This window comes from Streptomyces capillispiralis, assembly GCF_007829875.1.
Classification (GTDB): Bacteria; Actinomycetota; Actinomycetes; order Streptomycetales; family Streptomycetaceae; genus Streptomyces; species Streptomyces capillispiralis.
Genome location: NZ_VIWV01000001.1, coordinates 4,979,059 through 5,001,880, shown reverse-complemented (window position 1 = coordinate 5,001,880; position 22,822 = coordinate 4,979,059). Strand labels below are relative to the sequence as shown.

Genomic DNA, 22,822 nt, shown 5'->3' with positions numbered 1-22,822 from the left:
CCGGTGCGGGAACCGGGCGACCGGCCCCCGCACCGCCGGGGCCGGTCGGCGGCCGTCAGGACCACGGCACCTGCGGCGACCTGTAGTACCGCACGCCCATCGCGTCCCACCGCGGCGCCTGCGCGGCGAGCCGCTCCCGGTAGCCGTCCCAGTCGTGCGTGGCCGCCGGTGACCAGCCCAGCTCGGCGATCCCCGGCAGCCGGGGGAAGGCCATGTACTCCAGCTCCCCCGACTCCGACAGCGTCTCCGTCCACAGCGGCGCCTCGACGCCCCGCACCGCGGACTCCGGCACGCCCGGCAGATACGCCCCGGGGTCCCAGTCGTAGGACCGCCGCACCTCGACATGGCCCGCCCAGGACAGCCCGAGCGGCGTGTCCTTGTCGTACTTCATGTCGAGGTACGCCCGGTCCGCCGGGGAGAGGACGAGCCCGGTGCCGTTCCGCGCGGCCTCGGCGACCTGTTCCTTCTCCGCGCCGCTGGTGCGGTCCAGCCCCCAGTACTGGGCGAGCGCGCCCTTCGCCGGGTCGGCGCCGGTGAGCTGGTGCCAGCCGATGACCGTCTTCCCGTACCGGGCGACGATCGGCTGCACCCGGTCCATGAACTTCACGAAGTCCTCGTGCGGGGTGGAGTGCGCCTCGTCGCCGCCGATGTGCAGGTAGCGGCCGGGCGTGAGCGCGGCGATCTCGCGCACCACGTCGTCCACGAAGTCGTACGTGATCTCCTTGCCGACGCAGAGCGAGCTGAAGCCGACCGCGGTGCCGGTGTAGAGCGGGGGTGCCACGCCGTCGCAGTTGAGGTCGGCGTAGGAGGCGAGGGCCGCGTTGGTGTGGCCCGGCATGTCGATCTCGGGGACGACCTCCAGGTGGCGGGAGCCTGCGTAGCGGACGATCTCCCGGTAGTCGGCCTTGGTGTAGTACCCGCCGGGACCGCCGCCGACCTCGGTGGAGCCGCCGTGGGTGGCCAGGCGCGGCCAGGAGTCGACGGCGATGCGCCAGCCCTGGTCGTCGCTGAGGTGCAGGTGCAGCTTGTTGAGCTTGTAGAGGGCGATCTGGTCGATGTAGCGCTTGACCTCGTCGACGGAGAAGAAGTGCCGGGAGACGTCGAGCATGGCGCCGCGCCAGCCGTAGCGCGGGGTGTCCTCGATGGTGCCGCCCGCCACCAGCCAGGGGCCGGGCTGCACGGAGTCCTTCTCGACGGCCGCCGGGAGCAGCTGGCGCAGGGTCTGCACGCCGTGGAAGAGCCCGGCGGGCTTCGCGGCGGTGAGGGTGACGCCGGAGCGGCCGCTGTCGAGGCGGTAGCCCTCCGCGCCGTACGGGCCGTCGGCGAGGCGGAGCCGGATGCCGCCGCGGCCGTGCTCGGTGACCGGCAGGGGGTGGCCGGTGGCGGGTCGCAGCACCTCGGCGAGGTACGCGCCGACGCGACGGGCCTCGGGGGAGCCGTCGACCCGGATCCGGGTGTCCTCGGTGATGCGGTACGGGGATCCGCCCGGGGACACCGAGGCGGGGGCCGGGATCACCCGGTCCAGCGGGACGGGGGCGGCGTCCGTGCCCGGGGCGGGGCCCGCCCCCAGGGTGAAGGCACCCGCCGCCATGACCAGCAGCAGGGACCCGAACAGCCGGGCGGTGCGGGGAGTCGTTCCGTGGTGCCGTCGTTGCCGTCTCACACGCGCTCCCTTCAAAACTGTCAACTCCGTGGCTCCGCAAGGGAAGCAGGATGGGGTATAGACCACTCTCCCGCAGATCCGGTGAAACAATCCCCCCATGGCGGAAATCATCCAGAAGGACGGCACATGGGCCTTCGACGGGGACGCCCTGCGACTGACGCCCGGACGGGACAAGAACGTCGGCCTGCTCCGCAGGACCCTGGGTGAACTGGCGCTCCCCCTCAGGGCGTTGGCGGGCATCTCCTTCGAACAGGGCAAGAGGACGGGGCGGCTCAGGCTGCGGCTGCGCGACGGCGCCGACCCGCTGCTGCACGCGACGGGCGGCCGGCTCACCGAGCCGCACGACCCCTACCAGCTGATCGTCGACTCCGACCGCTACGGCGTCGCCGAGTACTTCGCGGAGGAGGTCCGCACCGCGCTGCTGCTGGACCAGGTCCCCGCCGACCCGGTCGCCGAGTACCTGCTGCCCGGCCCGTCGGTGCCGCTGTCGGTCTCCGCCGGGGACGGCACGGTGAGCTTCGACGGCGAGCGCGTCCGGCTGGAGTGGAACTGGAAGACGGAGGACGCCAAGGCCGCCGCCGGCACCCGCACCCTCGCGGTGGCGGACCTGACCGCGGTGGAGTGGCAGCCGGCGGCCGGCCTGGAGAACGGCCACCTCCGTTTCACCGTGCGGAACGCCCCCACCAAGGCACCGGCGAAGTACGACCCCAACTCGGTGGAGCTGTGGGGCTTCAAGAAGGACCCGCTGATGGCGCTCGTCGCCGCCGCCGTCCAGGCCCGGCTGCCGCACCCCGCCGCACCCGTCGACGACCCGCCCCGGGAGCCGGGGACCGGCCGCCCACCGGCCCTCGCCCCGGCGCCCGCACCCACACCGACGCCCGCCGAGGACGGCCACGACGCCCTGCTGCGCCGGCTGCGGGAGCTGGGCGAGCTGCACCGGTCGGGGGTGCTGACGGACGAGGAGTTCACCCTGGCCAAGCAGGCGGTCCTGAAGCGCATGTGACCGCGATGTGCAGTGCATGAGGCCGTAGCCGCCATCACCTGCCCGATATCGGGCAGGTTTCTTGCGAAACGGCCGCCCGTGCTCCAGGATCATCGGGTGCACGACGAACTTGTTGATCATCTGACGCGGTCCACGCCCCTCAGCCGGGGCGAGGCGCTGCGCGTGGTCCAGGACGTGCTCGCCTACTTCGACGAGACGACCGAGGAGTACGTCCGTCGCCGCCACCGCGAGCTCCAGGCCCAGGGCCTGGTGAACGCGGCGATCTTCGAACGGATCGAGGCGGACCTGAGATACCGCGCGGTGGCCCCGCCCGAGCTCTCGCTCCGGCAGCTGCGCCGCATCGTCTACGGCTGATCCCTACGGCCCACCGTCTACAGCGAGGAACACCCCCTATGTGCGGAATCGTCGGATACATCGGCAGGCGTGAGGTCGCTCCCCTGCTGCTGGAGGGCCTGCAGCGCCTGGAGTACCGCGGCTACGACTCGGCGGGCATCGCCGTCACGTCGCCGAAGGCCTCCGGCCTGAAGATGGTCAAGGCCAAGGGCCGGGTGCGCGACCTGGAGGCCAAGGTCCCGGCGCGCTTCAAGGGCACCACGGGCATCGCCCACACCCGCTGGGCCACCCACGGCGCCCCCTCCGACGTGAACGCCCACCCGCACCTGGACGCCGAGGGCAAGGTCGCCGTCGTCCACAACGGCATCATCGACAACGCCTCCGACCTGCGCCGCAAGCTGGAGGCGGACGGGGTGGAGTTCCTCTCCGAGACGGACACCGAGGTCCTCACCCACCTCATCGCCCGTTCCCAGGCGGAGAAGCTGGAGGACAAGGTCCGCGAGACCGTCCGGCTGATCGAGGGCACCTACGGCATCGCCGTGCTGCACGCCGACTTCCCGGACCGCATCGTCGTGGCCCGCAACGGCTCGCCGGTCGTCCTCGGCATCGGCGAGAAGGAGATGTTCGTCGCCTCCGACATAGCGGCGCTGGTCGCGCACACCCGGCAGATCGTCACCCTCGACGACGGCGAGATGGCCACCCTCAAGGCGGACGACTTCCGCACCTACACCACCGAGGGCACCCGCACCACCGCCGAGCCGACCACCGTGGAGTGGGAGGCGGCCTCCTACGACATGGGCGGCCACGACACCTACATGCACAAGGAGATCCACGAGCAGGCGGAGGCCGTGGACCGCGTGCTGCGCGGCCGGATCGACGACCGCTTCTCCACCGTGCACCTGGGCGGCCTCAACCTGGACGCCCGCGAGGCGCGCCGGATCCGCCGCGTGAAGATCCTCGGCTGCGGCACCTCGTACCACGCGGGCATGATCGGCGCGCAGATGATCGAGGAGCTGGCCCGCATCCCCGCCGACGCCGAGCCGGCCTCCGAGTTCCGCTACCGCAACGCGGTCGTGGACCCCGACACCCTGTACATCGCGGTCTCCCAGTCCGGTGAGACGTACGACGTGCTGGCGGCGGTGCAGGAGCTGAAGCGCAAGGGCGCGCGGGTGCTGGGCGTGGTCAACGTCGTCGGCTCCGCGATCGCCCGCGAGGCGGACGGCGGCGTCTACGTGCACGCCGGGCCCGAGGTGTGCGTGGTCTCCACCAAGTGCTTCACCAACACCTGCGTCGCCTTCGCCCTGCTCGCCCTGCACCTGGGCCGCACCCGCGACCTGTCGGTGCGCGACGGCAAGCGGATCATCGAGGGCCTGCGCCGGCTGCCGGAGCAGATCGCCGGGATCATGGAGCAGGAGGAGGAGGTCAGGAAGCTGGCCCTGGAGTACGCCGAGGCCCGCTCGATGCTCTTCATCGGCCGCGTCCGAGGTTACCCGGTGGCCCGCGAGGCCTCCCTGAAGCTCAAGGAGGTCTCCTACATCCACGCCGAGGCCTACCCGGCCTCGGAGCTGAAGCACGGCCCGCTGGCGCTGATCGAGCCCGCCATGCCGACGGTGGCGATCGTCCCGGACGACGACCTGCTGGAGAAGAACCGCGCGGCGATGGAGGAGATCAAGGCCCGCAGCGGCAAGATCCTCGCGGTGGCCCACCAGGAGCAGGAGAAGGCCGACCACACGATCCTCGTCCCCAAGAACGAGGACGAGCTGGACCCGATCCTCATGGGCATCCCGCTCCAACTCCTCGCCTACCACACGGCTTTGGCCCTGGGCCGGGACATCGACAAGCCGAGGAACCTGGCGAAGTCGGTAACGGTCGAGTAGTACCGGCCCGGCACCTCGCGCGCCCGCACGGGCCCGCACCACAGGACGGCCCCCACGCTGCCATCCGGCACGCGGGGGCCGTTGCCGACTTACGGGATGACCACGACCGGGCGCTGTGCCCGCTTGGCCAGCCTTCCGGCGACGGACCCGAAGAGCCGCCCGACGAGACCGTGGGTGGACCCCACGACGATCGCGTCGGCGGAGTACTCCCGCCCCACCTCTTCGAGTTCGTGGCAGATGTCCCCGCCGCGCTCGACCAGGATCCAGGGCACCTCGGCGAGGTAGTCCGCACAGGCCAGCTCCAGGCCGAGCACCTCCGTGCGGTGGTCCGGGACGTCGACGAAGACCGGCGGCTCGCAGCCCGCCCACACCGTGGTGGGCAGCCGGTTGGCGACGTGGACGATGATCAGTCCCGAGCCGGAGCGCCGCGCCATGCCGATGGCGTACGCGAGGGCCCGTTCACTGGAGGTGGAGCCGTCGAAGCCGACGACCACACCGTGCCGGAACGCGGGGTCGCAGGGGTGACGCGACTCCTCCGCCGCCAGGGGTTCGGCCGCCGTGGGATCGGCGACCGGCCGCTTGCGGTCCGCGGGTTCGAAGAATTCGTGACCGGCCATGGCTGTCTCGGGGTTGTGATCCTTTTGATGGGACGACAGTGTGCGGCGGAGCTGTGTCCGGGAAATACCTTCCCAACCCCATACCCTCAAGGGTACGGCGGCACGCCTCCTAAGCCCATATCCCGCACCTGGTCTCCGGCGGGTTCCCCGGAGCATGCACGAGGGTCCGCCCGTCACGCAATGGTTGCTGCCCCGTACAGGCGGTTTGCACGGGATTCACTGGGCCGCGACAGTGGCTCTCGCGGGAACCCTCGCGTGAACCCTCGCGTGAGCCGGACCACAGACGCCCCGCGTCGCGCCCGGATCGGCCCCGCGCCGAGCGGGGCCGGGCGGGAGCGGGCGGGGGGACGGAAGCGCCCGCCATCGTCCGTTCCGCGGGAGTTCTCACCGGGCCGGCGTTCGGCGGGCCGGAACCGGGGTAGGCGGGCACCCTCGGCGCGATCACGCGGGTACACCGGTCGGTTGACCGGTTTCCATACACGCCCCCGCAACTTTTCAGCCAACTTCTGGCCGGTGTGCGTCCCCTGCCGTAACCACCCCTCACCCCTCGTTCGACCTGCACGGAAAGGGCCTCGCGGGCCCTGCGCACCCTACGGGGATTGGCCACCGCGACGAGGCGCACTTCCCTGCACGGCCCACGAGTGCAACCCTTCGTGATCGAATGCTTCACGCCAAGTTGCCAAGTCGACAATGCACCGCGTGCCGAACTGGCCACCGGTGCACGACGGGACACAGTAGATTCGATCTTGATGTCTTACGGCGGGGGACTCGTGCAGGACCGAGGGGAAACGTGCAGGAGCGACACAACCGAGGAGCCGCGACCACCGAGGGGGGCTTAGCAGTATGAGCCACGACTCCACTGCCGCGCCGGAAACCGCGGCCCGGAAACTCTCCGGGCGCCGCCGCAAGGAGATCGTCGCGGTGCTGCTGTTCAGCGGCGGCCCCATCTTCGAGAGTTCCATACCGCTGTCGGTGTTCGGGGTTGACCGCCAGGACGCCGGCGTGCCGCGCTACCGGCTGCTGGTGTGCGGCGGCGAGGAGGGCCCGCTGCGGACCACGGGGGGCCTGGAACTCACCGCGCCACATGGCCTGGAGGCGATATCCCGGGCGGGCACCGTCGTGGTGCCGGCCTGGCGTTCGATCACCTCGCCACCGCCGGAGGAGGCGCTCGACGCGCTGCGCCGGGCCCACGAGGAGGGCGCCCGCATCGTCGGGCTGTGCACCGGCGCCTTCGTGCTGGCGGCGGCGGGCCTGCTGGACGGCCGGCCCGCGACCACCCACTGGATGTACGCGCCGACGCTGGCGAAACGCTATCCGTCGGTGCACGTCGACCCGCGCGAACTCTTCGTGGACGACGGCGACGTGCTGACGTCGGCGGGTACGGCGGCCGGCATCGATCTGTGCCTGCACATCGTGCGCACCGATCACGGCAACGAGGCGGCGGGGGCACTCGCCCGGCGCCTGGTCGTCCCGCCGCGCCGCTCCGGAGGCCAGGAGCGCTACCTCGACCGGTCTTTACCGGAGGAGATCGGCGCCGACCCGCTCGCCGAGGTCGTCGCCTGGGCGCTGGAGCACCTCCACGAACAGTTCGACGTGGAGACGCTGGCGGCACGCGCGTACATGAGCCGTCGTACGTTCGACCGCCGCTTCCGCTCGCTGACCGGCAGCGCGCCGCTGCAATGGCTGATCACGCAACGGGTGCTCCAGGCGCAGCGCCTGCTGGAGACGTCGGACTACTCGGTGGACGAGGTCGCCGGCCGCTGCGGCTTCCGCTCGCCGGTCGCCCTGCGCGGGCACTTCCGGCGTCAGCTGGGTTCGTCCCCGGCCGCCTACCGGGCCGCGTACCGAGCGCGGCGCCCGCAGGCCGAACGGGGCCAGGACACCGAGGCCGGCCAGGGCGGCCCGGGAGCGCTCTCGTCCGGCCAGCCGGGCCACGCGGGGCACCAGCTCCCGCCGTCCCTGCACCCGGACAGTCCGCTGCCGCACCAGTCCCGCCGCACCGCGGCGAGCGCCCTGGGCCCGTCCCTGACGGCATCGGCCCCGGGCGTCCCGGGCCAGCGCAGCGCACCCTGAGACGACCGCGGACCGAAGGGCCGGAGGCACCGCCTCCGGCCCTTCGGCCGTTCCCGGCCGCTCCGGCCCCGAAGACGGCCGCCCCTGTGACGTTCACACCGGCGCCCCGCGCACCGCGGGCCGGTCCCGCCGGGCTCGGCGCCCCGTAAGGTTAGACACATGAACGATCGCATGGTGTGGATCGACTGCGAGATGACCGGCCTCTCGCTGTCGGACGACGCGCTCATCGAAGTGGCCGCCCTCGTCACCGACTCCGAGCTGAACGTGCTCGGCGAGGGCGTGGACATCGTCATCCGCCCGCCGGAGCGGGCCCTGGAGACGATGCCGGAGGTGGTGCGCGCGATGCACACCGCGTCCGGGCTGCTCGCCGAGCTGGACAACGGCACGACGCTGGAGGACGCCGAACAGCGCGTCCTCGCGTATGTGAGGGAGCACGTCAAGGATCCGGGCAAGGCCCCCCTGTGCGGCAACTCCGTCGGCACCGACCGCGGTTTCCTGCTGCGGGACATGCCGATCCTGGAGGACTACCTGCACTACCGCATCGTGGACGTGTCCAGCATCAAGGAGCTGGCCCGCCGCTGGTACCCGCGGGCGTACTTCAACAGCCCCGAGAAGAACGGCAACCACCGCGCGCTCGCCGACATCCGCGAGTCCATCGCGGAACTGCGCTACTACCGCGAGGCCGTCTTCGTCCCGCAGCCGGGCCCCGACTCGGACACCGCGAAGAAGATCGCCGCGAAGCACGTCCTGCCTGCTCAGTAGGCGGATCGGGGGGTCGTCGGGGGCCGCCGCGGAAAGCGTGCGCGAGCACCCCTTCGGACCCTGTACACTTTTTCTCGGCCGGTCGGAGAAGTCACTGACCTCAACCGACAAGGCCATGGTGGGTGTAGCTCAGCTGGTAGAGCACCTGGTTGTGGTCCAGGATGCCGCGGGTTCGAGTCCCGTCACTCACCCTGAGTAGTCAGCCGGTGACCTTGCGACAAGGTCACCGGCTGAACTCGTTTCCGGCGCCGGGATGTCAGCGGGCCGGCCCAGCCCGCACCGTGCTCGCCGAGGACCGCCTCCCCGGGTACGCGGTCATGGGTTCACCGGCGGACGACTTAGGGGAGATCAGCGCGTGGGCCGGGGCCAACGGCCGACCACTGCCGGACCGGCGTCCGGGCCTGATCCCGGCCGGCCCGCGCAGGGACTACGAGCGGGCCACCGACCCCCGGTGGTGGGAGCGCGGGGCGCACCGCGTCCCCGCCGGTGCGTTCCACACCGGCGGGGTCATGAAGGCCCCGGACCCCGACGGCGCGGAGCGCTGAGGCGTCACGACGAGGCGCGGGCCACCAGTTCCGTCGCCAGGACCATCTGGCGCCGCCCCAGCTCCCGGGACACCGGCGGGCGGCGGTCGGCGACCTCCGCGAGCAGCAGGTCGATCATCGCGCGGCCCATCTCCTCGATCGGCTGGCGCACACTCGTCAGCGGCGGATCCATGTGTCGGGCGATCGCCGAGTCGTCGTAGCCGACCAGCGCCACGTCATCGGGGATGCGCCGGCCCGCCTCGCGCAGCGCGTGCCGGGCGCCGGCCGCGGTGACGTCCGAGGCCGCGAAGACGGCGTCCAGGTCGGGGCGGCGCTCCAGCAGCGCCGCCATCGCGCGCCGGCCGCCGTCCTCGGAGAAGTCGCCCGACTCGATCAGCAGCTCGTCCACCGCGTGCCCCGCGTCGCGCAGGGCGTCGCGGTAGCCGTCGATGCGCCGCTCCGCGCCGTACACGTCGAGGCGGCCGGTGATGTGGGCTATGGTGCGCCGGCCCCGGCCGATCAGGTGCTCCACGGCCTGGCGGGCGCCGCCGTAGTTGTCCGAGTCCACCGAGGTGAGCGTCTCCGCGGCCGAGCGGGGGCCACTGATCACCGCGGGGATCTCCAGCTGGGCCAGCATGTCGGGCAGCGGGTCGTCGGCGTGCACCGAGACCAGCAGCACACCGTCCACGCGGTGCGCGGCCAGGTACTGGGCCAGCCGCTGCCGCTCCCGGTCACTGCCCGCGAAGATCAGCAGCAGCTGCATCGCGGTGTCGGACAGGGCCGCGCCGACACCCCGGAGCATGTCCGAGAAGTACGGCTCGGCGAAGAACCGGGTCTCCGGCTCCGGCACGACGAGGGCGATGGCGTCCGTGCGGTTGGCGGCCAGGGCGCGGGCGGCCGTGTTCGGGACGTAACCGAGCTCGGCGACCGCCGCCTCGACGGCGGCGCGGGTGGCGTCGCTCACCCGGGGCGACCCGTTGATCACCCGGGAGACCGTGCCGCGGCCCACTCCGGCGCGCGCTGCCACCTCTTCGAGGGTGGGCCGACCGCCGCTCCTGCCCCGCGCCGCGTGGCTTGCCATCGGCTCCGCCTCCTTCGTATGTCACGCTGGCCTGGAATGTAACAGCCCCGCAGGCGGCACCGGCCACCGCCGGGAGGGCGGCTCGCGGACGCAGGGCTTCCACGGGCGGGTCCCAGGGGGCCAGTTAACAGGCAGATAACTGAACGCACTTTGCCGCGTCTGTTCCCTTGACACCCTCGCCCGGACCCGCGACTCTTCAACACATCACTTGTGGGAGCGCTCCCACAGTACCTGACACATACACAACCCGCACGTTCCCCGCCCGAGCCGCAACGAGCAAGATACGGGCCCAACAACGCCGTTGGCCGGGGGGTCGGCACGTCAGGGCAACAGGAGGACGCAATGCGAGCACGTACCCTCCCCCTCTCTCGGCAGCGGTCGGGCGGGGGGAAGCCCATCGCCCGCAAGGCACTGGCCATCGCGGCCGTGGTGTCGCTGGGCACGGGGCTGCTGGCCGGCTGTGCCGACGACGGCGGAGACGACGACTCCGACTCCTCGTCGGGCGGCGAGGGCAAGACCACGATCACCCTGGGTCTGTTCGGCACCATGGGCTTCAAGGAAGCCGGTCTCTACGCCGAGTACGAGAAGCTGAACCCGGACATCAAGATCGCCGAGAACGTCGTCGAGCGGAACGAGAACTACTATCCCGCGCTCGTCAACCACCTCACCACCAACAGCGGTCTGATGGACGTCCAGGCCATCGAGGTCGCCAACATCGCCGAGGTCGTCGGCACCCAGGCCGACAAGTTCGCGGACATGGCCAAGGTCGAGGGTGTGAAGAAGGACGGCTGGCTGCCCTGGAAGTGGGAGCAGGCCACCACCAAGGACGGCCAGACGATCGGTCTCGGCACGGACGTCGGCCCGATGGCGATCTGCTACCGCAAGGACCTCTTCGAGAAGGCCGGGCTGCCGGCCGACCGCGAGGAGGTCGGCAAGCTGTGGGCCGGTGACTGGAACAAGTTCATCGAGACCGGTGAGGCGTACAAGAAGAAGGCCGGCAAGGACACCTTCTTCATGGACTCCCCCGGCGGGCTGCTCAACGCCGTCCTGAGCAGCGAGAAGGAGAAGTTCTACGACGCCTCCGGCGAGGTGATCTACAAGTCGAACCCGGTCGTCAAGGACGCCTTCGACCTGACCGCCGCGGCGGCCGAGAAGGGCCTGGTGCAGTCGCAGACGCAGTTCCAGCCGGCCTGGGACACGACGATCGCCAACAGCAAGTTCGCCACCGTCGCCTGCCCGCCGTGGATGCTCGGCTACATCAAGGGCAAGTCGCAGCCGGAGGCCGCCGGCAAGTGGGACGTGGCCGTCGCGCCGAAGTCCGGCAACTGGGGCGGCTCCTTCCTCGGCGTGCCGAAGAGCGGCAAGAACGTCGAGGAGGCGCAGAAGCTGGTGGCCTGGCTGACCGCGCCCGAGCAGCAGGCGAAGCTGTTCAAGGTGCAGGGCAGCTTCCCGAGCGCCCCGGGCGCGTACGACAGCCCGGAGGTGACCGGCGCGAAGAACGAGATGACCGGTGACGCCCCGATCGGCGAGATCTTCTCCGAGGCCGCCAAGCAGATCCCGGTCCAGATCATCGGCCCGAAGGACCAGATCATCCAGCAGGGTCTGACCGACAACGGCGTCATCCTGGTGACGAAGGGCAAGTCGGCCGAGGAGGCCTGGGAGACGGCCACCAAGACCATCGACAACAACCTGGACAAGTGACCGGCATGGCCACCCGCCCCGACACCGCCGCGCTCCCCTCCAAGGGGGGCGCGGCCCCGGGCCGTCCGCCCGGCAGCTCCGCACCCTCGGACCAGGACAAGCGACGCCGGGCGAAACTGTCCCGGCGCTGGCAGCGGGACATGCGCTGGAGCCCGTACGCGTTCGTCGCCCCGTTCTTCCTGCTCTTCCTCGCCTTCGGCCTGTTCCCGCTGATCTACACGGGCTGGGCCTCGCTGCACCAGGTGGAGCTGACCGCCCCGACCGACATGAACTGGGTCGGGCTGAAGAACTACACGCGGATCTTCGACGACGACTTCTTCTGGAACGCGGCGAAGAACACCCTGACCATCGGCATCATCTCGACCGTGCCGCAGCTGCTGATGGCGATGGGCATCGCGCACCTCCTCAACTACAAGCTGCGGGCCTCGACCTTCTACCGGGTCGCTATGCTCGCCCCGTACGCCACCTCGATCGCCGCCGCCTCCCTGGTCTTCGTGCTGCTCTTCGGCCGCGACTACGGAATGATCAACTGGGCGCTCGACGTCGTCGGCATCGACCCGGTCGACTGGCAGGGCGAGAAGTGGCCCTCGCAGTTCGCCGTGTCGACGATCATCATCTGGCGCTGGACCGGTTACAACGCGCTGATCTACCTCGCCGCCATGCAGGCCATCCCGCAGGACCTGTACGAGTCGGCGGCGCTGGACGGCGCCAGCCGCTGGCGGCAGTTCATCCACGTGACGTTGCCCTCGCTGCGCCCGACGATCCTGTTCACCGTGGTGGTCTCCACCATCGGCGCCAGCCAGATCTTCGGCGAGCCACTGCTGTTCGACGCCAACAAGGGCGCGTCCGGCGGCGCGGAGCACCAGTTCCAGACGCTCGGCCTGTACCTGTACGAACAGGGCTGGGTGAACCAGCACCTGGGCCGTGCCTCGGCGATCGCCTGGACGATGTTCGCGATCCTGATCGTCATCGGCATCATCAACCAGCTCATCTCGCGCCGGCTGCGCGCCAGCAGTTAAGGAGTTGTGGCCGTGACGACGACTGTGACGCCCCCCGAGACATCTCCCGCCGAGGCGCCGAAGCGTTCGCGCCTGCCGAAGTCCGCGCGGGCGGGTGGCACGCTGCACGGCGGTCCGATCGCGTACGCGATCCTGATCGTGTTCACCATCGTGTCGCTGTTCCCGCTGGTCTGGACCGCGATCGCCGCGTCCCGGGACAACCAGCGCCTGGCGGAGAACCCTCCGCCGTTCTGGTTCGGCTCCAACCTGTTCAAGAACCTGGAGATCGCCTGGGAGGACGCCAACCTCGGTGAGGCGTTCCTCAACACGACCATCGTGGCGGGTGTCTCGGCGGCGACCATCGTGGTGCTGTCGACGATCGCCGGGTTCGCCTTCGCCAAGCTGCGCTTCAAGGGCCGCAACGCGCTGATGCTGATCGTCATCGGCACGATGATGGTGCCGCCGCAGCTCAGTGTGATCCCGCTGTACATGATGGTCGCGAAGCTGGACTGGACGGACCAGCTGCAGGCGGTCATCTTCCCGTCGCTGGTGAGCGCGTTCGGCGTGTTCTTCATGCGGCAGTACCTGCTGCAGGCGCTGCCGGACGAGGTCATCGAGGCCGCCCGGGTGGACGGCGCCAGCAGCTGGCGCGTGGTGTGGCACGTGGTGTTCCCGGCCGCGCGGCCGGCCATGGCGGTGCTCGGCATGCTGACGTTCGTGCAGACCTGGAACGACTTCCTGTGGCCGTTCCTGGTGCTGACCCAGACCGGCAACCCCACGGTGCAGGTCGCGGTGGCGGGCCTGGGCCGCGGGTACACCCCCGACCAGTCCCTGATCATGGCGGGCGCGCTGCTGGGTACGCTGCCCCTGCTCCTCGTCTTCGCGATCTTCGGCAAGCAGATCGTGGGCGGCATCATGCAGGGCGCGGTCAAGGGCTGACGCCCGGACCCGTCCGCACTGTCCCGGGGGCCGGGTCACCGCCGCCTCGGCCCCCCTCTTCCCCCCTCTTCCCCCCTCTCTCTTCTCACTCGTCGGTCTTCCACGACCTCCTATGGGAGCGCTTCCATGTCTGACTCCGCAACGCCGGCGACCCCGGTGACCTTTCCTCCCGCCTTCCTCTGGGGCGCCGCGACCTCCGCGTACCAGATCGAGGGGGCGGTGCGGGAGGACGGACGGACCCCGTCCATCTGGGACACCTTCAGCCACACGCCGGGCAAGACGGCCGGCGGCGAGACCGGTGACATCGCGGTCGACCACTACCACCGCTACCGCGACGACGTGGCGATGATGGCGGACCTCAACCTGAACGCCTACCGCTTCTCCGTCTCCTGGTCGCGGGTGCAGCCGACCGGCCGCGGCCCCGCCGTGCAGCGCGGTCTGGACTTCTACCGCCGGCTGGTGGACGAGCTGCTGGCCAAGGGCATCAAGCCGGCCGTCACCCTCTACCACTGGGACCTGCCGCAGGAGCTGGAGGACGCGGGCGGCTGGCCGGAGCGCGACACCGCCTACCGCTTCGCCGAGTACGCGCAGATCGTCGGCGAGGCGCTCGGCGACCGGGTGGAGCAGTGGATCACGCTCAACGAGCCGTGGTGCAGCGCCTTCCTGGGCTACGCCTCCGGGGTGCACGCCCCCGGCCGCACCGACCCGGCGGCCGCGCTGAAGGCCGCCCACCACCTCAACCTGGCGCACGGCCTGGGCGCCAAGGCGCTGCGCTCGGTGATGCCGGCCCGCAACCAGGTCGCGCTCAGCCTCAACTCCTCGGTGGTGCGCCCGCTCTCGCCGAGCGACCCGGCGGACCAGGCGGCCGCGCGCAAGATCGACGACCTGTCCAGCGGCATCTTCCACGGCCCGATCCTGCACGGTGCCTACCCGCGGACGCTGCTGGAGGCGACCTCGTCGCTCACCGACTGGTCGTTCGTCCTCGACGGCGACCTGGAGCTGATCCACCAGCCGCTGGACGCGCTCGGCCTCAACTACTACACGCCCACCCTGGTGTCGGCGGCGGACCCGGACGCCAAGGGGCCGCGGGCCGACGGTCACGGGGCGAGCGAGCACTCGCCGTGGCCCGCCGCGGACGACGTCGCCTTCCACCAGTCGCCGGGCGAGCAGACCGAGATGGGCTGGTCCGTCGACCCGACGGGCCTGCACGAGCTGATCATGCGCTACACCCGTGAGGCGCCCGGGCTGCCGCTCTACGTCACCGAGAACGGCGCCGCCTACGACGACAAGCCGGACGCCGACGGCCGGGTGCACGACCCGGAGCGCGTCTCCTACCTGCACGGGCACCTCACGGAGGTGCGCCGGGCCATCGCCGACGGCGCGGACGTGCGCGGCTACTACCTGTGGTCCCTGATGGACAACTTCGAGTGGGCGTACGGCTACGACAAGCGCTTCGGCGCGGTCTACGTCGACTACGTCACCCAGCAGCGGACCCCGAAGTCCAGCGCCCTGTGGTACGCGCGGGCGGCGAAGTCGGGGACGCTTCCGGAGGCGGAGCACATCTGACCGGTTCCGGCTCCGGGAGACGGGGGGCGGGGCGCGGCACGCCAGGGGGGTGCCGCGCCCCGTTCGCGCGTCCGGACCTGCCACCGGGCTCGTGGCCGCCCCGTGCGCGCGTGTGGCCCGGCCGGGTGGGGGTCCGGCCGGGACACACGCCTCCCCGTGGTCCGTGAGGGCTACCGGTACGCCGCGAACGCCTTGGTGAAGGCGAACCGCTCCTGGAGGATCGAGCTGCACGTGGCGTCGGCGGACGGCTTGGTGCCGCCGGGGCACTGCCGGTCGCGGGTGCCGGACCACATGGACAGCCGGCCGATGCCCTTGGACTTGGCGAAGTCCACGAGCTGGGTGGCGTCGTCCACCTCGAAGATCTCGGTGACGACGTCGTTGACGCCGATCATGGGCGTGACGGCGACCGTCCGCCAGGCCTCGGCGTCGCTCAGTCCGAGGACGCCCTTGAGCTGGGCCTGGGTGGCGGTGGCGGCCTGCTCGGCGTAGGTGCCCATGTCGCCGCTGTACGCCGGTCCGTAGTCCATCGCCATGATGTTGACGGCGTCGATCCGTACGCCGTTCCTCTCGGCGTCGGCGAGCAGGTCGACACCGTCCTGGGTGAGGCCCTCCGGCATGACCGGGAGGGTGAAGGAGACGTCCAGGTCCGGGTGGGCCTCCTGGAGCCGGGCGATCGCCTGGGCGCGGCGGGTGTTGGCCGCAGCGTCGGGCAGCGCTCCGCCCTCGACGTCGAAGTCGACCTTGGTGAGCCCGTAGGCGTCCACGACCTTGCCGTAGGCGGCGGCCAGCGCGTCCGCCGAGGCGCAGGTGGTGCCGAGTTCGGAGCCGGCCGCGCCGCCGAAGGAGACCCGGACGTCGCCCCCTTGGGCGCGCAGCGCGCCGATCTGCCCGGCGACCGGGTTGGACGCGAGGTCGCCGGTACCGCCCCAGGTGGGGGTGCAGCCGCCGCCGTCGGTGATGAAGGCGAGGGTGTAGTGCTTCACACCGGTCGCCTCGGCGCTCGCGGCCAGGTCGAAGGCGGGGAGGAGCGAGGTGTCGACGTACGGTGCGAAGCCGGCGTCGCCCGCCGTGCCTGTGCCGGTGCTGCCGGTCGGCTCGGGTTCCCCGGTCGCCGTGGGTTCCTCGGTGGGCGTCGGCTGTCCCGTGGGGGCGGGCGCCTCGGTGGGACGGCCGCTGGGCTGCGGGGCGGGTCCGCCGTCCGTGCCGCACTCGGCGCCGTCGACCACACAACCGGTCGGGGCCGCGGTGCCCTTGACGACGAAGCCGACGGTGACGGACTCGCCGGCGGCCAGGCCGTCGGTGTCCCACCGGGGCGGCCGCACGGTGACGTGCCGGCCGTTCACCTCGGACTCGGCGTTCCACAGCGAGCCGAGTTCGGTGCCGGCGGGCAGGTCGAACTCCAGCGTCCAGTCCTCGTCTCGCTCGCCGCTGGTGTTGGTCACCACGTACTGGGCGGTGTACCCGGTCGACCACTCGCTGGTCCTGGTGTACGCCGCGCCGACACCGGCCGCCTGGGCGGTGCCGGTGAACAGGAACGCGCCGCCGCCGGCCACGGCCGCGGCGACCACGCCGCCGATGGCCTTGTTCCTGCCGCTGACCCTGCGCCGGTGCGTGCTCATCGCGTGCCTGCCTTCGTTGCCGATCGGGGGGTGCGGCAGCACGCTAGCGAGCCTGATCCGGGCAAAACTCCTGATCCGGGCGGCCGGTGAGGATCTTAGGGTGCGCTTAAGGAAGGGATCGGGACCGGTTAAAGGACCCGGCCAGGCGGCCCGGCAGGCGACGGCGGCGCACGCTCCCCCGGTGCCCGAGCCGCCGGGGAGCCCGCTCGCGTCCGTCGAGCTGGATCCAGATTCGCACCTCGGTCCCGCCGAGCACCGACGAGCCGATCCGTACGTCCCCGCCGGTGGACTCCGCGAGCCGGCGCACGATGTCCAGGCCGAGGCCGGTCGAGCCGTCGCTGCCCGAGCCGCGGCCGCGGGCCATCGCCGCCTCGGGGTCGGGTATGCCGGGGCCCGCGTCGGAGACGAGCACGATCACCGCGTCCTCGCCGTTGTGCACGTCGACGGCGAACGCGGTGCCCTCGGCGGTGTGCCGGAAGACGTTGCCCAGGAGCGCGTCGAGGGCGGCGGCCAGATCGGCGCGGGCCACGGGGATGCGCACCGGGCGGTCGGCGCCGGCCACCCGCCATGTGCGGCCCTCGTCCTCGGCGAGCGCCGACCAGAACGCCATCCGCTCGCGGACCACTTCGGCCGCGTCGCATCCGGCGCCGGGCCCGGCCGCGGCCGTCTGCGGCTTGGCGTCGCGGGCGGTGCGGATGATGGTGTCGACCTCGCGCTCCAGCTGTTCGACCGCCGCGCGGGTCTGCTCGGCGGCCGGGCCGTCGCCGAGGGAGGCGGCGTTGAGCCGCAGCACGGTCAGCGGGGTGCGCAGCCGGTGGGACAGGTCGGCGGCCAGCTCCCGCTCGTTGGCGAGCAGTTGGACGACCTGGTCGGCCATGGAGTTGAACGCGACCGCGGCCAGCCGCAGTTCGGTCGGGCCCCCCTCCGGCACCCGGGCGCCCAGCTTGCCCTCCCCCAGTTCGCGCGCGCCCTCCACCAGCCGCTGCGCGGGCCGCACCATTCGTACGCCCAGCCGGTCGGCGACCGCGACCGAGCCGAGGATCAGCGCGATGCCGACGGCGGCGAGGACCGCCCAGGCCGTGCCGACGCCGTTGGTGACCTCGGACTCGGGGACGAACACCTCGACGACGGCTATCTCGCCGGTGCTGAGCGCGACCGGCTGGAGCAGCGCCGAGCCGCCGGAGACTGTGGATGTGGAGGCGCGGCCCAGGTCCCGCACGGCGGCGATGTCCCCGGTGGCGGCCCGCCGCTGCCCTATGCCGAGGTCCTCGGCGCCGTCGCCCGCCGGGATGTGCACGGCCATCGCGGCGTCGGAGCCGGCGGAGGCGACGACCCGTTCGAGCTGGTCGCGGTCGGTGGTGATGGACAGGGCGGGGGCGACGGCCGCCGCCACCCGCTCGGCGCCCGCGAAGGCCCGGTCGCGGGCCATCTCCCGGACGACCAGGCCGAGCGGCACCGCGAAGGCGACCACGACCATGGCGGTCACCGCCAGCGACACCTTCACCAGGGCCCACCTCATCGCGGCGGCTCCGCCCCGGGCGCGTGCGGCGTCTGCTCGGCGGGCGGCTCCAGCTTCACGCCGACGCCCCGCAGGGTGTGCAGATAGCGGGGCCGCGCGGCGGTCTCCCCCAGCTTGCGGCGCAGCCAGGACAGATGGACGTCGATGGTCTGGTCGTCGCCGTAGGACTGCTGCCACACCTCGGCGAGCAGTTCCTTGCGGGGGACGACCACGCCGGGCCGTCCGGCGAGGAAGGCGAGCAGGTCGAACTCGCGCCGGGTCAGGTCGAGGCGTGCGCCGTCGAGTTCGGCCTGGCGGCGCAGCGGGTCGACGGTCAGCCCGCCGACCCGGATCACGGGAGAGGGCGCGGTCTCCCCCGCGCCGGACCGGGAGCGGCGCAGCACGGCCGCCATCCGGGCCGAGAGGTGCTCCACCGAGAAGGGTTTGGTCAGGTAGTCGTCCGCGCCGGCGTTGAGCAGGCGCACGATCTCCGTCTCGTCGTCCCGGGCGGTGGCGATGATCACCGGTACGTCGGTGATGCCGCGCAGCATCTTCAGGGCCTCGGAGCCGTCGAGGTCGGGCAGTCCGAGGTCCAGGACCACCACGTCGAAGCGGAAATGGGCGACCTCGCGCAGCGCCTCCAGCGCCGTGCCCACGCTGCGCACGGTGTGCGAGGCGTCGGTCAACTGCCGGATCAGCGCCGAGCGTACGAACTGGTCGTCCTCGACCACGAGAACACTTGCCATGCGCCGCACCGTACGCCATGGCCGGCGGACGGCGTGCGGGCCTGTGGACAACTCCGGATCCGCCCGCGGGCGGGACACCCGTGGGGCGGGTGGGGCAGTATGGGCCGACGATGCGCAGAGGACTCGTACACGTACTGGCCTGGCTGCTCGCCACGGGCGCGGCGGTCACGCTGTCGTGGTGGGGTGTCAGCACGGTGATGACGGGCACCGCCTACGACCCGCCGCGCGCCCTGCCCATCGCAGCGGCCGGCGAGGACGACCCGGCCGGGGAGCAGTCGGATCCGGTGTCGTCGTCGACGCGGCGGCCGTCCGGCGCGGAGCGTTCCCGGGACGCCGAGGTGTCGCGGAAGCCGTCGGCGGAGCCCGAGGCGCCGTCCCGCGCGCCGGACCCGGAGCCGCCCCGGACCGCGGCGCCCACGCCCTCCTCCTCCCCGGCCGCCCCGTCCGCGACCGGCCGGGTGGAGGGGTACGACACCAAGGGCGGCCGGGCGGTGTTCGACCTCGGCGAGACGTCCGCGTCGCTGGTGTCGGCGACCCCGGGGGCCGGCTGGTCGATGCAGGTGTGGAAGACGGAGTCGTGGATCCGGGTGGAGTTCACCTCGGGCGCGGACCGGGTGTCGGTGTTCTGCACCTGGCACGACGGGCCGCCCCGGGTGGAGGTCGGCACGTACTGAACGGTCCGCGCCGTCGGTGCACGCAGTCGTGCCGGACGCCCCGCCGCCGCCCGTCCGGTTCAGTGGAAGACGGACGCGGGCGGGGCCGGTGAGTCGACTGCCGCCAGATCCGTCACGGGGGCGGCTCCGCCGGTGAAGTCGACGAGGTCGCGGCCGTGCTGGACGCGGGCCGGCTGCGGGTCGGAGGCGGCCCGGCGGGTCAGTTCGGCGAGGGGCAGGGGCGCGTCGGAGGCGACCAGGACCGCGTTGCCGAAGCGTTTGCCGCGCAGCACCGCCGGGTCGGCGATCAGCGCGAGTTCGGCGAACCGGGCGGCGGCGGTGGCGATCTGGCCGCGCAGGTGCGTGAGCGGGGGCCCGTCGGCGAGGTTGGCGGTGTAGATCCCGCCGGGGGCGAGCGCCCTGCGGACGTCGTCGAGGAACTCGGTGGAGGTCAGGTGGGCCGGGGTGCGGGCCCCGCTGAAGACGTCGGCGACGACGAGCCCGGCCCAGCCGTCGGGCACCTTGGCGAGCCCTTCGCGGGCGTCCACCGAGCGCACCCGGACGCGGGCCCTGGGGTCCAGGGGCAGTTCCCGCCGCACCAGTCGCACCAGCGCCGCGTCCCGCTCGACGACCTGCTGGGTGGAGCGGGGGCGGGTGGCCGCGACGTACCGGGCGAGGGTGAACGCGCCGCCGCCGAGGTGCACCGCCTGGAGGGGCCTGCCGGGCGGGGCGGCGAGGTCGACGACGTGGCCGAACCGCCGCTGGTACTCGAAGGAGAGGTGCGCCGGGTCGTCGAGGTCGACGTGGGACTGCGGGGCCCCGTCGATCAGCAGGGTCCGGGCCCGCGGCCGGTCCCGGTCGGGGACGAGCTCGGCGAGCCCCCCGTCGACACGCTCGACGACCGCCTCCGCGCCGCCCTGACCGCGCCCGCTGCTCCTGGACCTTCCCATGCGCCCATTGTCGCAAGCGCCCCGGCCCCGGTCGCGGCCCCCTCACCTGCCCGTTCCCGGTCGCTCGGGCGGCGGGCAGTCGGGCAGTCGGGCGGCGGGCGCCTCGTCAGGTGCGGCCGTCCGCCGCGTCGATCATCCGCTGTGCCTCGCCCAGCGCCTCGCGCAGCACCGCGGGATCCGTCGCCAGGTCCGCCTCGCCGGGCGGCAGCAGCCAGTCCGAGCCCTCGACCGGCGGCTCGGGGGCGAGCCGCAGCCCGCGGCCGTCGGTCCCCGTGCAGGTGCTGCCCGGTACGTCCCACGCGGCGGCGGTGCCCGGCGGCACCAGGAAGCCGAGCGTGTCACCGCCGTCGTGGAGCACCGGGCCCACCGCGTCCCCGGCACCGCGCCGCAGGATGTCGACCGCCTCCAGGCCCTGCCGGGCCGGAACCGTGACCACGTCGCAGTCCGCGCGCGGCCGGTGTAAAGGATCGTTGCTCCGGCTGGTCATCATCCCGGCCTCCACCACACAAATCCCTGCTTGGACGAGCGGGTCGGGAGTCGGGGGGCTCCCGGTCCACAGACTTCAACGAGCGGGGCCGTCAACGGCTACGGCGGAAGTCCGCCGCAAAGGATGGCACTTCATGGCAGATCGTGGATGACATATCCGCTTTGTAGCCAAACTTCGCGTGGTGACTCCGTCACAGCAGGTACGTTCATGCCCGCCGGAAACAGGGCAGCACACGGCAAGTCACCCTGATTCCGGCATGGTTCGACGGTTCGCAGAGAGGACCCGGCCATGGCGTCGTCAACGGTGCCCTCGTCCCAGCCCGACCGGCCCCCGCGGCCGAACCTCGTCTTCCGGCAGGCGCGCGGCGCGCGCTCACCGGCCGAGTTCGCCGCGGCGGTCCGGCGGGCCGCCCGCGAGATCGGCGAGCGGGTCAGCTGTGACGCGCGCTACGTGCACCGGGTGGAGGCGGGCGAGATCCGCTGCCCCAACTACGCCTACGAACGGGTGTTCCTGCACATGTTCCCCGGCCGCACGCTGACCGACCTGGGGTTCGCGCCCCGCTCCTCGGTCCGCGGGCGCCGGGCCCGGACCGCCGGGGACGCCCCCGCGGACCCGGCGGGAGCCACGGGTGAGCACGGCGGGACGCACGATCCGTATGAGACGCAGGACCGGTACGACACGTACGACACGCACGACCACGAGGAGAGCGACGTGCTGCGTCGCGCATTCATGACCGGCGGGGGCGCCACGGTGGCCGCCGCCTCACTGAGCCCGTACGGGCTCGCCCCCGAGGCCTCGGCCGCGCAGCGCGCCGTGCGCCGTCCCGGGGCGAGCGACGCGGGCGCTCTCGAGGACGCCGTCCGCCGCATCCGGCTGCTGGACGACCGGCACGGGGCGGACGGGCTCTACCGCCGCGCGGCGGCCCCGCTGCGGGCCGCCTACGCGCTGCTGGACGCCGGGGCGACCCGGCAGCGCACCGCGGACCGGCTGTACTCGGGCGCCGGTGAACTGGCCATCTCGGTGGGCTGGCTGGCGCACGACTCGGGCCGCTTCGACGACGCCCGCTCGCACTACGCGGAGGCGCTGGCGACGTCGCGGGTGACCGGCGACCCGGGCCTGGAGGCGCACGCCTTCTGCAACACGGCGTTCCTCGCGCGGGACGCGGGCCGGCCCCGGGAGGCGGTGCGGGCGGCGCAGGCCGCCCAGCGGGTGGCGCGGCCGCTGGGCTCGCCCCGGCTGATGTCGCTGCTGGCGCTGCGCGAGGCGGGCGGCTGGGCCGGGCTCGCCGACCGCACCGGCTGCGAGCAGGCGCTGGCCCGGGCGCAGGCCTACTTCGAGCGGGGCCCCTCGGAGGCGGACCCCGAGTGGATGAGCTTCTACGGGGAGGCGGAGCTGGAGGGCCTGGAGGCGCAGTGCTGGTCGACCCTGGGCGACTGGCCGCGCGCGGCCCGGCACGCGCGGCGCGCGGCGGAGCTGCAGGACCCGCACTTCACCCGCAACATCGCCCTCTACACGGCGGAGCTGGCGGACGACCTGGCCCGCGGCGGCCGCCCCGACGAGGCGGCCCAGGCCGGCATGCGGGTCCTGGACCTGCTCGCGGAGGTCCAGTCCTCCCGGGTGCGCACCCTGCTGGCGGGCACGTCCCGCGTCCTGCTCCCCCACCGCCACGCCTCGGGCGTCTCGGCCTTCCTGGACCGTCACGCCTCGCTGCCCCGCGCGGTGTGACGGAGCG

19 protein-coding genes and 1 tRNA gene are annotated in these 22,822 nt (G+C 72.5%); 12 read left to right on the top strand and 8 right to left on the bottom strand.

Features of this window, described 5'->3' with window-relative positions:
* Positions 1-55: 55 nt before the first annotated feature.
* Positions 56-1,663, bottom strand: coding sequence for a beta-N-acetylhexosaminidase (locus FHX78_RS21770; protein ID WP_145869100.1), 1,608 nt, complete (start codon positions 1,661-1,663; stop codon positions 56-58).
* Positions 1,664-1,760: 97 nt separating this feature from the next.
* Here FHX78_RS21770 and FHX78_RS21765 point away from each other — a divergent pair, with 97 nt between their 5' ends.
* From FHX78_RS21765 to glmS, 3 genes are all read left to right on the top strand, one after another.
* A complete protein-coding gene (locus FHX78_RS21765; RefSeq protein ID WP_145869099.1) occupies positions 1,761-2,666 on the top strand; it encodes a DUF4429 domain-containing protein in 906 nt (301 codons plus the stop codon).
* Positions 2,667-2,762: 96 nt separating this feature from the next.
* A complete protein-coding gene (locus FHX78_RS21760) occupies positions 2,763-3,020 on the top strand; it encodes a hypothetical protein (RefSeq protein WP_145869098.1) in 258 nt (85 codons plus the stop codon).
* Positions 3,021-3,058: 38 nt separating this feature from the next.
* Positions 3,059-4,876 (top strand): glutamine--fructose-6-phosphate transaminase (isomerizing), encoded by a 1,818-nt coding sequence (glmS, locus tag FHX78_RS21755; protein WP_145869097.1) that lies wholly within the window; start codon positions 3,059-3,061, stop codon positions 4,874-4,876.
* Between the two features lie 89 nt (positions 4,877-4,965).
* On the opposite strand, the gene FHX78_RS21750 is transcribed toward glmS, so the two are convergent.
* On the bottom strand, positions 4,966-5,493 hold the full coding sequence (locus tag FHX78_RS21750) for a universal stress protein (protein WP_145869096.1): 528 nt from the start codon (positions 5,491-5,493) through the stop codon (positions 4,966-4,968).
* Positions 5,494-6,336: 843 nt separating this feature from the next.
* On the opposite strand from FHX78_RS21750, the gene FHX78_RS21745 reads away from it, so the two are divergent.
* The 3 genes from FHX78_RS21745 to FHX78_RS21735 all read left to right on the top strand — a co-directional run bounded on the left by FHX78_RS21745 (position 6,337) and on the right by FHX78_RS21735 (position 8,519).
* The gene (locus FHX78_RS21745; RefSeq protein WP_145869095.1) at positions 6,337-7,566 is read left to right on the top strand and encodes a helix-turn-helix domain-containing protein; all 1,230 of its coding nucleotides are present in this window, start codon (positions 6,337-6,339) and stop codon (positions 7,564-7,566) included.
* A 159-nt stretch (positions 7,567-7,725) separates the two neighbouring features.
* Entirely contained in the window at positions 7,726-8,328 is a 603-nt protein-coding gene (gene orn / locus FHX78_RS21740) for an oligoribonuclease (RefSeq protein ID WP_145869094.1), read from the top strand.
* A gap of 118 nt (positions 8,329-8,446) precedes the next feature.
* Positions 8,447-8,519 (top strand) — tRNA-His (locus FHX78_RS21735).
* A gap of 358 nt (positions 8,520-8,877) precedes the next feature.
* Here FHX78_RS21735 and FHX78_RS21730 read toward each other — a convergent pair.
* Positions 8,878-9,933 carry a LacI family DNA-binding transcriptional regulator gene (locus tag FHX78_RS21730; RefSeq protein WP_145869093.1) on the bottom strand — a complete coding sequence of 352 codons (1,056 nt, stop codon included), beginning with the start codon at positions 9,931-9,933 and terminating at the stop codon, positions 8,878-8,880.
* A gap of 342 nt (positions 9,934-10,275) precedes the next feature.
* On the opposite strand from FHX78_RS21730, the gene FHX78_RS21725 reads away from it, so the two are divergent.
* From FHX78_RS21725 to FHX78_RS21710, 4 genes are all read left to right on the top strand, one after another.
* Positions 10,276-11,634, top strand: coding sequence for an ABC transporter substrate-binding protein (locus FHX78_RS21725; protein WP_145869092.1), 1,359 nt, complete (start codon positions 10,276-10,278; stop codon positions 11,632-11,634).
* A gap of 5 nt (positions 11,635-11,639) precedes the next feature.
* A complete protein-coding gene (locus tag FHX78_RS21720; RefSeq protein ID WP_145872097.1) occupies positions 11,640-12,653 on the top strand; it encodes a carbohydrate ABC transporter permease in 1,014 nt (337 codons plus the stop codon).
* 12 nt (positions 12,654-12,665) lie between these two features.
* Positions 12,666-13,571: a carbohydrate ABC transporter permease gene (locus FHX78_RS21715; protein WP_145869091.1), complete on the top strand. Its 906-nt coding sequence runs from the start codon at positions 12,666-12,668 to the stop codon at positions 13,569-13,571.
* Between the two features lie 126 nt (positions 13,572-13,697).
* Complete coding sequence (locus FHX78_RS21710) at positions 13,698-15,137, top strand: GH1 family beta-glucosidase (RefSeq protein WP_145869090.1); 1,440 nt, start codon at positions 13,698-13,700, stop codon at positions 15,135-15,137.
* 170 nt (positions 15,138-15,307) lie between these two features.
* Here the strand turns inward: FHX78_RS21710 and FHX78_RS21705 are convergent, their stop codons facing one another.
* The 3 genes from FHX78_RS21705 to FHX78_RS21695 form a co-directional block, all read right to left on the bottom strand.
* Positions 15,308-16,756, bottom strand: coding sequence for a cellulose binding domain-containing protein (locus FHX78_RS21705; protein ID WP_145869089.1), 1,449 nt, complete (start codon positions 16,754-16,756; stop codon positions 15,308-15,310).
* A 106-nt stretch (positions 16,757-16,862) separates the two neighbouring features.
* Positions 16,863-18,275 carry a sensor histidine kinase gene (locus FHX78_RS21700; RefSeq protein WP_145869088.1) on the bottom strand — a complete coding sequence of 471 codons (1,413 nt, stop codon included), beginning with the start codon at positions 18,273-18,275 and terminating at the stop codon, positions 16,863-16,865.
* The gene (locus FHX78_RS21695; protein ID WP_189908617.1) at positions 18,272-19,000 is read right to left on the bottom strand and encodes a response regulator transcription factor; all 729 of its coding nucleotides are present in this window, start codon (positions 18,998-19,000) and stop codon (positions 18,272-18,274) included. Before FHX78_RS21695 ends, FHX78_RS21700 begins: the two co-directional genes overlap by 4 nt.
* 110 nt (positions 19,001-19,110) lie before the next feature.
* Here FHX78_RS21695 and FHX78_RS21690 point away from each other — a divergent pair, with 110 nt between their 5' ends.
* A complete protein-coding gene (locus tag FHX78_RS21690) occupies positions 19,111-19,674 on the top strand; it encodes a hypothetical protein (protein WP_145869087.1) in 564 nt (187 codons plus the stop codon).
* A gap of 59 nt (positions 19,675-19,733) precedes the next feature.
* On the opposite strand, the gene FHX78_RS21685 is transcribed toward FHX78_RS21690, so the two are convergent.
* Together FHX78_RS21685 and FHX78_RS21680 are read right to left on the bottom strand one after the other, a co-directional pair.
* Entirely contained in the window at positions 19,734-20,603 is an 870-nt protein-coding gene (locus FHX78_RS21685; protein ID WP_145869086.1) for a spermidine synthase, read from the bottom strand.
* Positions 20,604-20,709: 106 nt separating this feature from the next.
* On the bottom strand, positions 20,710-21,093 hold the full coding sequence (locus FHX78_RS21680) for a hypothetical protein (RefSeq protein ID WP_145869085.1): 384 nt from the start codon (positions 21,091-21,093) through the stop codon (positions 20,710-20,712).
* A gap of 285 nt (positions 21,094-21,378) precedes the next feature.
* Here FHX78_RS21680 and FHX78_RS21675 point away from each other — a divergent pair, with 285 nt between their 5' ends.
* On the top strand, positions 21,379-22,815 hold the full coding sequence (locus FHX78_RS21675; RefSeq protein ID WP_145869084.1) for an NsdA family TPR-like regulatory protein: 1,437 nt from the start codon (positions 21,379-21,381) through the stop codon (positions 22,813-22,815).
* The last annotated feature ends 7 nt before the right edge of the window (positions 22,816-22,822 follow it).

Excerpts from the sequence above, each read along its gene's own strand:
- FHX78_RS21765 (WP_145869099.1), top strand. The coding sequence starts at position 1,761 with ATGGCGGAAATCATCCAGAAGGACGGCACATGGGCCTTCGACGGGGAC.
- FHX78_RS21695 (WP_189908617.1), bottom strand. The coding sequence starts at position 19,000 with ATGGCAAGTGTTCTCGTGGTCGAGGACGACCAGTTCGTACGCTCGGCG.
- FHX78_RS21705 (WP_145869089.1), bottom strand. The coding sequence starts at position 16,756 with ATGAGCACGCACCGGCGCAGGGTCAGCGGCAGGAACAAGGCCATCGGC.
- FHX78_RS21685 (WP_145869086.1), bottom strand. The coding sequence starts at position 20,603 with ATGGGAAGGTCCAGGAGCAGCGGGCGCGGTCAGGGCGGCGCGGAGGCG.
- FHX78_RS21725 (WP_145869092.1), top strand. The coding sequence starts at position 10,276 with ATGCGAGCACGTACCCTCCCCCTCTCTCGGCAGCGGTCGGGCGGGGGG.
- FHX78_RS21680 (WP_145869085.1), bottom strand. The coding sequence starts at position 21,093 with ATGATGACCAGCCGGAGCAACGATCCTTTACACCGGCCGCGCGCGGAC.
- FHX78_RS21720 (WP_145872097.1), top strand. The coding sequence starts at position 11,640 with ATGGCCACCCGCCCCGACACCGCCGCGCTCCCCTCCAAGGGGGGCGCG.
- FHX78_RS21750 (WP_145869096.1), bottom strand. The coding sequence starts at position 5,493 with ATGGCCGGTCACGAATTCTTCGAACCCGCGGACCGCAAGCGGCCGGTC.
- glmS (WP_145869097.1), top strand. The coding sequence starts at position 3,059 with ATGTGCGGAATCGTCGGATACATCGGCAGGCGTGAGGTCGCTCCCCTG.
- FHX78_RS21700 (WP_145869088.1), bottom strand. The coding sequence starts at position 18,275 with ATGAGGTGGGCCCTGGTGAAGGTGTCGCTGGCGGTGACCGCCATGGTC.
- FHX78_RS21710 (WP_145869090.1), top strand. The coding sequence starts at position 13,698 with ATGTCTGACTCCGCAACGCCGGCGACCCCGGTGACCTTTCCTCCCGCC.
- FHX78_RS21690 (WP_145869087.1), top strand. The coding sequence starts at position 19,111 with ATGCGCAGAGGACTCGTACACGTACTGGCCTGGCTGCTCGCCACGGGC.
- orn (WP_145869094.1), top strand. The coding sequence starts at position 7,726 with ATGAACGATCGCATGGTGTGGATCGACTGCGAGATGACCGGCCTCTCG.
- FHX78_RS21745 (WP_145869095.1), top strand. The coding sequence starts at position 6,337 with ATGAGCCACGACTCCACTGCCGCGCCGGAAACCGCGGCCCGGAAACTC.
- FHX78_RS21730 (WP_145869093.1), bottom strand. The coding sequence starts at position 9,933 with ATGGCAAGCCACGCGGCGCGGGGCAGGAGCGGCGGTCGGCCCACCCTC.
- FHX78_RS21675 (WP_145869084.1), top strand. The coding sequence starts at position 21,379 with ATGGCGTCGTCAACGGTGCCCTCGTCCCAGCCCGACCGGCCCCCGCGG.